Below are 9099 nucleotides of genomic sequence, written 5' to 3'. Positions count from 1 at the left end.
GTTTCGGGTCTACGACCACGTACTCATGCGCCCTATTCAGACTCGCTTTCGCTGCGGCTCCGCATCTTCTGCTTAACCTTGCACGGGATCGTAACTCGCCGGTTCATTCTACAAAAGGCACGCCATCACCCGTTAACGGGCTCTGACTACTTGTAGGCACACGGTTTCAGGATCTCTTTCACTCCCCTTCCGGGGTGCTTTTCACCTTTCCCTCACGGTACTGGTTCACTATCGGTCACTAGGGAGTATTTAGCCTTGGGAGATGGTCCTCCCGGATTCCGACGGAATTTCACGTGTTCCGCCGTACTCAGGATCCACTCAGGAGAGAACGAAGTTTTGACTACAGGGCTGTTACCTTCTATGGCGGGCCTTTCCAGACCTCTTCATCTACCTCGTTCTTTTGTAACTCCGTACAGAGTGTCCTACAACCCCAAGAGGCAAGCCTCTTGGTTTGGGCTAATCCCGTTTCGCTCGCCGCTACTCAGGGAATCGCATTTGCTTTCTCTTCCTCCGGGTACTTAGATGTTTCAGTTCCCCGGGTCTGCCTTCTCATATCCTATGAATTCAGATATGGATACCACTCCATTACGAGTGGTGGGTTTCCCCATTCGGAAATCTCCGGATCAAAGCTTGCTTACAGCTCCCCGAAGCATATCGGTGTTCGTCCCGTCCTTCATCGGCTCCTAGTGCCAAGGCATCCACCGTGCGCCCTTTCTAACTTAACCGTTAAAAAGAATCACTATGTGATATCTTGTATTACTAATTGAATGTGATGTCTACTGTTATCTAGTTTTCAAAGAACACGTTGGTGGAGCCTAGCGGGATCGAACCGCTGACCTCCTGCGTGCAAAGCAGGCGCTCTCCCAGCTGAGCTAAGGCCCCATTATATAAGATGGTGGGCCTGAGTGGACTCGAACCACCGACCTCACGCTTATCAGGCGTGCGCTCTAACCAGCTGAGCTACAGGCCCATCTTAACTTATTTAAGGAACAAAGTTCCTTCAAAACTAAACAAGACAGGGAACGTTCTGTTTATAAGAACCAAGGTCTTATATTCCGTATAATATCCTTAGAAAGGAGGTGATCCAGCCGCACCTTCCGATACGGCTACCTTGTTACGACTTCACCCCAATCATCTGTCCCACCTTCGGCGGCTGGCTCCTAAAAGGTTACCTCACCGACTTCGGGTGTTACAAACTCTCGTGGTGTGACGGGCGGTGTGTACAAGGCCCGGGAACGTATTCACCGCGGCATGCTGATCCGCGATTACTAGCGATTCCAGCTTCACGCAGTCGAGTTGCAGACTGCGATCCGAACTGAGAACAGATTTGTGGGATTGGCTTAACCTCGCGGTTTCGCTGCCCTTTGTTCTGTCCATTGTAGCACGTGTGTAGCCCAGGTCATAAGGGGCATGATGATTTGACGTCATCCCCACCTTCCTCCGGTTTGTCACCGGCAGTCACCTTAGAGTGCCCAACTGAATGCTGGCAACTAAGATCAAGGGTTGCGCTCGTTGCGGGACTTAACCCAACATCTCACGACACGAGCTGACGACAACCATGCACCACCTGTCACTCTGCCCCCGAAGGGGACGTCCTATCTCTAGGATTGTCAGAGGATGTCAAGACCTGGTAAGGTTCTTCGCGTTGCTTCGAATTAAACCACATGCTCCACCGCTTGTGCGGGCCCCCGTCAATTCCTTTGAGTTTCAGTCTTGCGACCGTACTCCCCAGGCGGAGTGCTTAATGCGTTAGCTGCAGCACTAAGGGGCGGAAACCCCTAACACTTAGCACTCATCGTTTACGGCGTGGACTACCAGGGTATCTAATCCTGTTCGCTCCCCACGCTTTCGCTCCTCAGCGTCAGTTACAGACCAGAGAGTCGCCTTCGCCACTGGTGTTCCTCCACATCTCTACGCATTTCACCGCTACACGTGGAATTCCACTCTCCTCTTCTGCACTCAAGTTCCCCAGTTTCCAATGACCCTCCCCGGTTGAGCCGGGGCTTTCACATCAGACTTAAGAAACCGCCTGCGAGCCCTTTACGCCCAATAATTCCGGACAACGCTTGCCACCTACGTATTACCGCGGCTGCTGGCACGTAGTTAGCCGTGGCTTTCTGGTTAGGTACCGTCAAGGTACCGCCCTATTCGAACGGTACTTGTTCTTCCCTAACAACAGAGCTTTACGATCCGAAAACCTTCATCACTCACGCGGCGTTGCTCCGTCAGACTTTCGTCCATTGCGGAAGATTCCCTACTGCTGCCTCCCGTAGGAGTCTGGGCCGTGTCTCAGTCCCAGTGTGGCCGATCACCCTCTCAGGTCGGCTACGCATCGTCGCCTTGGTGAGCCATTACCTCACCAACTAGCTAATGCGCCGCGGGTCCATCTGTAAGTGGTAGCCAAAGCCACCTTTTATGTTTGAACCATGCGGTTCAAACAAGCATCCGGTATTAGCCCCGGTTTCCCGGAGTTATCCCAGTCTTACAGGCAGGTTACCCACGTGTTACTCACCCGTCCGCCGCTAACATCAGGGAGCAAGCTCCCATCTGTCCGCTCGACTTGCATGTATTAGGCACGCCGCCAGCGTTCGTCCTGAGCCAGGATCAAACTCTCCGATAAAAAGTTTGACTGACTACGCACATCACTGTGCGATTTATAAAAATGAATTAACAGGTACGTTTTGTCTTGTTTAGTTTTCAAAGACTTTATCCACCGCTCTTTAAGCGACTTTATTATCATAACATTTATCGTCACTACTGTCAACAACTTTTTATTATTTCCTTTTCGAAAAAGCTGTTCGTCATCAGCGACGTATATTAGAATAACACCTTCACTTATCGAAGTCAATATATAATATCAATTAAATTATAAATTGCTTAATGACGACTAACGCAGCTATTCCCGGTATTCCTAAGATCCCGCTGATAGCTGTTGTGGCTAGATTAATCGGCACATGAATGCCAAGACTGCCGCCAAACATATTTACACAAACCAGCAGCAAAGCACCCGCTACAAATTTAACAGCTGTGATGCCAATCCACTTTAAAGGCTTTGCAGCTGAACCTGATAAAAAAAGAAGAATAACCAGTCCCAAAATAACTCCAACAATAAAAATAGGCTCCATGAATCTTCTCATCTCCTTCGCTTGTTCTAGTACAAGCTTATGAGAAGATCCAGGAGTTTAGACCACTTACTTCCACCGGCTGATTTTTAAATTTCGCTGCTTCGCTTCCCTTAAGTAAAAAAAATACTTCGCTTCAGCTACTTTCAGTTCGTATAACACTTCAGCAGACGGTTCTAAGCTTTTTTCGACCAGCTTCTTCTGCCTGTTCCACTCTTCCTTTTGCTTAAAAAGCTGCTCGATTAGTTTTTCATCAAACTCTCTTCTCAATGTTTTCTTGCGAAGAAAACCCATGGATCGCTTTTTCCTCCTTACAATTCACGTCTTCCTTCAAGTGCTTTAGAAAGAGTGACCTCATCAGCATATTCCAAATCACCACCGACGGGCAGTCCGTGGGCAATACGGGAGAGCTTAATACCAGACGGCTTGAGGAGCCTTGATATATACATCGCCGTTGCTTCCCCTTCTATATTAGGGTTTGTCGCGAGAATCACTTCTGTCACTTGATCATCCTGTAATCGTTTTAACAATTCTGGTATTTTAATATCCTCCGGTCCGATGCCGTCCATTGGAGAAATAGCGCCGTGAAGAACGTGATACTGTCCATTGTATTCCTTCATTTTCTCCATAGCGATAACATCCTTTGGGTCTTGCACAACACAGATAACAGATTTATCCCTGCGCGTATCTTCACATATATAGCAAGGGTCCTGATCTGTAATATGCCCGCAAACTGAACAATATGTCAGATTGCGTTTCGCATTTACTAATGCTTTCGCAAAATCTAATACCACATCTTCTTTCATACCTAGAACAAAAAAAGCCAGACGAACCGCTGTTTTCGGTCCGATCCCTGGCAATTTCATAAAGCTGTCTATCAGCTTTGATATTGGTTCAGGATATTGCATGTTCTTTTATCCCCCTAGAATAAACCTGGCATGTTCATTCCTTTTGTAAATTGACCCATTGTTTCGTTTGTGATTTCGTCAACTTTTTTCAAAGCTTCATTCGTTGCAGCAAGCACTAAATCTTGAAGCATATCAATATCTTCCGGATCAACGACTTCTTCTTTGATGATAACATCCAGGATTTCTTTTTGGCCGTTTGCTTTTACTGTTACCATACCGCCGCCTGCAGTTCCTTCAACAACCTTCTCTGCAAGCTCTTCTTGAGCCTTCGCCATGTCCTTTTGCATTTTTTGCATTTGTTTCATCATTTTTTGCATATTACCCATTCCGCCACGCATAGCATTCACTCTCTTTCATTTTGTTAGTCTTTTATTTCAATTAAATCCGCTCCGACAAGCTTTTTCGCTTCGGCAATAAGCGGGTCTTCTTCAGCCGGTTCATTTGATCCTTCATTTTCCTGCTGATGATCTTCTAAAAATTCTTCTCTTATTTTACCCCATTGTGCTTCTGGAACGCCAATCAAATCCATTCTTTTTCCGAGCATCGATTCTAAAATCTGCTCAAGATTAGTTCGGACTCCGTTGTTATCCTCAGCGACCATTTTACAATGAATTTCATATTTGAATTTCAGGACAAATGCCGCGGAGGCGGCAGCCACAGGTTCACTGTCATTCAGCAAAGCGGCATGTGATACTTTGTTTTGCTGTTTGAGATGTGCAAGAAGCTTGCCCCAGCTGTTTCTAAGCAGATCAAGATCAGATCTTGTGGCTTCTTTCAAAATTTCATGGATTCTGCCTACTGGCGCTTTGTAATTGGATTTCCCGCCCTTTGGCACACGCGGCGTTTCTTTTTTGGGGCTTTCCGCAGCCGCTTTTATGCCCGTTGTTTTAAGCCGCTCTACTTCCTGTTCAAGTTGCTGAATTTTTTTCATCAGCATGTCCACTTCCGGGAGGTCAGCAGCAGATTGATGTGAGGTTTGGCAAATCTTCACCACGGCCACTTCGAAAAAGATACGCGGATGATTTGTCCATTTCATTTCCTGATGGCTCTTGTTCAGAATATCAATCATTTCATATATGGCCTGAGCCGGAATTTGTTCACTTAGTCCCCGGAACGTTTCATCGACTTTTACTTTTTCAAGCACTCCCTCTAAGCCAGGAGCTGTTTTATACAGCAGCATATCCCTGAAATAGAAAATCATATCTTCTATCAGCTTAGCTGGATCTTTCCCTTGCTGCAGCAATTCATTTAATGTTTCCAGTGCGTCAGAAACATTTTTATCATGCAAGGATTGCGCAAGCTTCCCGATATACAATTGAGAAACAGCACCCGTAATCAAAAGCGCATCCTCGACTTTCAGGACATCACCGCTGAATGATACGGCCTGATCAAGAAGGCTCAGGGCATCCCTCATCCCTCCGTCCGCAGCACTCGCAATAATATCCAGCGATCCTTCCTCCACTTGCAGCTGTTCGGCATCAACAATTTTATTCATGCGCCCTACAATCGCTTGGGAGGTAATTCGTTTAAAGTCAAAACGCTGACATCTGGAGATAATGGTTAAAGGGATTTTGTGCGGTTCAGTTGTTGCTAGAATGAAAATACAATGTTCCGGCGGCTCTTCTAATGTTTTTAGTAATGCATTAAAGGCGCCGATAGAAAGCATATGCACCTCATCTATGATATATACCTTATACGTGACAGCCGATGGGGCAAACTTCACTTTATCGCGAATATCACGAATCTCATCAACACCGTTATTAGAAGCGGCGTCAATTTCTATGACATCGGATATTGACCCGTTTGTTATCCCTTTACAGGCCGCACATTCGTTGCATGGCTCATCAACAGGAGCATGTTCACAGTTAACAGCCTTGGCAAATATTTTGGCTGCACTGGTTTTTCCGGTTCCTCTAGGCCCGGAAAACAGATAGGCGTGAGAAAACTTTTTTTGCAAAAGGGCATTTTGCAGCGTTTTTGTAATGTGTTCTTGTCCGACCACATCTTCAAAGCGCTGAGGCCTGAATACTCGATATAAAGCTTGGTAACTCACGGGTTTGCCCTCCTCCGTTATTCATCATTCCCATTATACATGAACCTTGTTTCGATTCCAAAAGCTCTTTTTACATAACAAAAGACTCACCTAATCTTAGGTGAGTCTGAAAATTTGATGATTGATTTACCGTGCACCTTCTGTCGATTCGCTACCCTAAGCGTTACTTAAGCAGTTAGCTCGGCCCAGGCAACCCTGCGGCACATGAGAGGTTTCACTTAATGCTGCTTCCTTCCGGACCTGACATGGTTCATGAATTCCCATTGCGCAGGACCCAAGCGTCAACACCACTTACTTAAGGCAGGCCTTAAAGTAAACGAACCTCGAGAAGGGATTCGGCCCTGCTAGAGCGGATTGCAGGTACAGGGCACCGCTACCTCCCCGCTTAGCACGGCAAAATAAATATCAAATTTTATGTTGCATCTATTACGATGCACACTTAAGTATATCTGTTTCCCCTAAAAATTGCAACCGTACTATTCAGACAAGTTTTTCCTGGCAGCTTTCTTCTTTTTTCTTAGTTCTCTGAAAAACGCACTGAGCATTCCGCCGCATTCTTCCTCAAGCACACCGCTCACCACTTCAGCCTGATGATTAAAGCGTTCTTCCTGAAGAAGATTCATTAACGTACCTGAACAACCTCCTTTCGGATCGAATGCGCCAAATACCACTTTTTCCACTCGTGAAAGCACAACGGCACCAGCACACATCGGACAAGGCTCGAGCGTCACATAAAGAGTCGCCCCTTCCAGCCGCCATGTTCCCAATGCCTTACACGCTTCATCAATCACGAGCATTTCTGCATGAGCGATCGATCGCTGCTCCGTCTCTCTTAAATTATGTGCACGCGCTATAATTTCATCATTAACAACAAGCACCGCGCCTATTGGCACTTCACCTTTCTCTCCAGCCTTTTTCGCTTCTTTAATTGCTTCTTTCATATAAAGTTCATCTTGTGTCATAAGAATAAGCTCTCTTTTCAAAGTTTTTTCATTGCCTAAAAAGGCTACATATTAACTATAACTGAAACGGAAAGGAGACTGTCGATTGTCCAAAGCAGACACAGCCCTTCTCATTGTAGACATGATCAATAATTTTGAATTCGATATGGGAGAAACCCTCGCTAAAAAAACAGAAAAAATCGTTCCTCATATTTTATCATTAAAGGAGCACGCGAGACAAAATGACTGGCCGATTATTTACATCAACGATCATTATGGACTATGGCAAGCTGATATTAAAAATATTCAGCAAGAATGTACAAATGAAAAAAGCAAGGATATCATCACAAAGATAGCTCCGGAAGATGCTGATTATTTTTTAATCAAACCTAAACATTCCGCTTTTTACGAAACTGCACTTCATACTCTTCTGACTGAATTGCAGGTGAGACAAATCATCATAACAGGTATAGCCGGCAATATATGTGTGCTGTTTACCGCTAATGACGCTTACATGAGGGAATACAGCATCACAATTCCTAAGGACTGCATCGCCTCAAACAGTGACGAGGATAATGAATTCGCCTTAACTATGATGGAGAATGTTCTTTTCGCAGAAATTACGACGGAAAAACAAATTACAGAAAAATAAACATGATCAGCGCTTTTCTTTCATACATTGATAGCGATATGAAAGGAGGCGTTTTTCATTCAAATTTATGTAGTAAAACAAGGCGACACTCTTTCTGCTATCGCTTCACAACACAGAACAACCGTAAGTGAGATCGCAGAAACGAATGAAATACCGAATCCCGACAGCCTTGTTGTCGGACAAACCATCGTCATTCCAATTGCCGGCCAGTTCTATGATGTGAAGCGAGGTGATACCCTGACATCCATCGCCCGGCAGTTCAATACAACAGCAACCGAGCTCGCCAGGGTTAACCGCATCCAATTAAATACCGTGCTTCAGATTGGTTTCCGTTTATACATCCCTCCAGCTCCTAAACGGGATATCGAATCAAATGCTTATTTGGAGCCACGCGGAAATCAAGTCAGCGAAAATCTCCAGCAGGCGGCCAGAGAAGCGTCGCCCTACTTAACGTACTTGGGTGCATTCAGTTTCCAGGCACAGCGTAACGGAACATTAGTCGCACCGCCTTTAACGAATTTAAGGAGCATTACAGAAAGTCAAAATACAACATTGATGATGATTATAACGAACTTAGAAAACCAGGCATTTAGCGATGAGCTCGGACGGATCCTTTTGAACGACGAAACTGTAAAAAGAAGGCTTCTAAATGAAATAGTCGAGAACGCCAGAAGGTATGGCTTCCGTGACATTCATTTCGACTTTGAATATTTACGGCCCGAGGATAGAGAAGCCTATAATCAATTTCTGCGCGAAGCGAGGGATCTTTTCCATCGAGAAGGCTTAGGAATTTCCACGGCTCTAGCTCCTAAAACAAGTGCAACACAGCAGGGCAGATGGTATGAAGCTCATGATTACAGGGCACATGGCCAAATTGTCGACTTTGTTGTTCTCATGACATATGAATGGGGCTATAGCGGCGGGCCGGCTCAAGCAGTTTCTCCAATTGGCCCTGTCCGGGATGTCATAGAATATGCTTTGACTGAAATGCCAGCGAACAAAATCGTCATGGGTCAGAATTTATATGGATATGACTGGACGCTGCCATATAAAGCAGGGGGAACTCCGGCAAGAGCAGTAAGCCCTCAGCAAGCCATTGTCATAGCTGATCAGAACAATGCTTCCATTCAGTATGACGAAACCGCTCAAGCTCCTTTCTTCCGCTATACTGATGCACAAAACAGAAGGCACGAGGTATGGTTCGAGGATGCCCGCTCAATCCAAGCAAAATTCAATCTGATTAAAGAACTGAATTTAAGAGGCATCAGCTATTGGAAGCTGGGTCTTTCCTTCCCACAAAACTGGCTGCTGCTGTCTGATCAATTTAATGTTGTCAAATTGACGTTTCGATAAATTGGAAACGTCTTTTTTTCATGGGGGCACCCAAGGGTTGTGATACAATATGAAGGTCGGTAACTGACGC

At 45.5% G+C, this 9099-nt stretch carries 8 protein-coding genes, 2 tRNA genes, 2 rRNA genes and 1 other RNA gene (1 of these 13 running past the window's edge); 2 read left to right on the top strand and 11 right to left on the bottom strand.

The genetic code is table 11. The annotated features are described in order from the left end of the window. From JQX68_RS00170 to tadA, 11 genes are all read right to left on the bottom strand, one after another. A 23S ribosomal RNA gene (locus tag JQX68_RS00170) occupies positions 1-725 on the bottom strand (it extends 2203 nt beyond the left edge of the window). An 81-nt stretch (positions 726-806) separates the two neighbouring features. After that, a tRNA-Ala gene (locus tag JQX68_RS00165) sits at positions 807-882 on the bottom strand. A gap of 11 nt (positions 883-893) precedes the next feature. Further along, a tRNA-Ile gene (locus JQX68_RS00160) sits at positions 894-970 on the bottom strand. A gap of 102 nt (positions 971-1072) precedes the next feature. Next, positions 1073-2620 (bottom strand): 16S ribosomal RNA (locus tag JQX68_RS00155). Together the 16S and 23S rRNA genes with 2 tRNA genes alongside form the textbook arrangement of a ribosomal RNA operon. Before the next feature lie 241 nt (positions 2621-2861). Then, a complete protein-coding gene (gene bofA, locus JQX68_RS00150; protein ID WP_040081093.1) occupies positions 2862-3125 on the bottom strand; it encodes a sigma-K factor-processing regulator BofA in 264 nt (87 codons plus the stop codon). 66 nt (positions 3126-3191) lie between these two features. After that, positions 3192-3416, bottom strand: a complete 225-nt coding sequence (locus tag JQX68_RS00145) for a YaaL family protein (RefSeq protein WP_014112283.1) — start codon at positions 3414-3416, stop codon at positions 3192-3194. A gap of 17 nt (positions 3417-3433) precedes the next feature. Beyond that, positions 3434-4030, bottom strand: coding sequence for a recombination protein RecR (gene recR, locus JQX68_RS00140; RefSeq protein WP_003225425.1), 597 nt, complete (start codon positions 4028-4030; stop codon positions 3434-3436). Between the two features lie 14 nt (positions 4031-4044). After that, a complete protein-coding gene (locus JQX68_RS00135) occupies positions 4045-4368 on the bottom strand; it encodes a YbaB/EbfC family nucleoid-associated protein (protein WP_003225427.1) in 324 nt (107 codons plus the stop codon). Positions 4369-4391: 23 nt separating this feature from the next. Next, positions 4392-6083, bottom strand: a complete 1692-nt coding sequence (dnaX, locus tag JQX68_RS00130; protein WP_205440453.1) for a DNA polymerase III subunit gamma/tau — start codon at positions 6081-6083, stop codon at positions 4392-4394. A gap of 129 nt (positions 6084-6212) precedes the next feature. Further along, positions 6213-6477, bottom strand: an RNA gene (gene ffs, locus JQX68_RS00125) — signal recognition particle sRNA large type. A gap of 82 nt (positions 6478-6559) precedes the next feature. Beyond that, positions 6560-7045 carry a tRNA adenosine(34) deaminase TadA gene (tadA, locus tag JQX68_RS00120; protein ID WP_014662466.1) on the bottom strand — a complete coding sequence of 162 codons (486 nt, stop codon included), beginning with the start codon at positions 7043-7045 and terminating at the stop codon, positions 6560-6562. Positions 7046-7130: 85 nt separating this feature from the next. On the opposite strand from tadA, the gene JQX68_RS00115 reads away from it, so the two are divergent. Together JQX68_RS00115 and JQX68_RS00110 are read left to right on the top strand one after the other, a co-directional pair. Then, the gene (locus JQX68_RS00115; protein WP_040081099.1) at positions 7131-7676 is read left to right on the top strand and encodes a cysteine hydrolase family protein; all 546 of its coding nucleotides are present in this window, start codon (positions 7131-7133) and stop codon (positions 7674-7676) included. A gap of 63 nt (positions 7677-7739) precedes the next feature. Next, a complete protein-coding gene (locus JQX68_RS00110; RefSeq protein WP_080478296.1) occupies positions 7740-9029 on the top strand; it encodes a glycoside hydrolase family 18 protein in 1290 nt (429 codons plus the stop codon). The last annotated feature ends 70 nt before the right edge of the window (positions 9030-9099 follow it).

Source organism: Bacillus sp. LJBS06 (assembly GCF_016924995.1).
Classification (GTDB): Bacteria; Bacillota; Bacilli; order Bacillales; family Bacillaceae; genus Bacillus; species Bacillus stercoris.
This window is presented reverse-complemented; position numbering and strand designations above follow the sequence as displayed.

What these genes read in the sequence shown, in the direction of transcription:
- bofA (WP_040081093.1), bottom strand. Translation starts at nt 3,125, where the DNA reads ATGGAGCCTATTTTTATTGTTGGAGTTATTTTGGGACTGGTTATTCTT.
- JQX68_RS00145 (WP_014112283.1), bottom strand. Translation starts at nt 3,416, where the DNA reads ATGGGTTTTCTTCGCAAGAAAACATTGAGAAGAGAGTTTGATGAAAAA.
- recR (WP_003225425.1), bottom strand. Translation starts at nt 4,030, where the DNA reads ATGCAATATCCTGAACCAATATCAAAGCTGATAGACAGCTTTATGAAA.
- JQX68_RS00135 (WP_003225427.1), bottom strand. Translation starts at nt 4,368, where the DNA reads ATGCGTGGCGGAATGGGTAATATGCAAAAAATGATGAAACAAATGCAA.
- tadA (WP_014662466.1), bottom strand. Translation starts at nt 7,045, where the DNA reads ATGACACAAGATGAACTTTATATGAAAGAAGCAATTAAAGAAGCGAAA.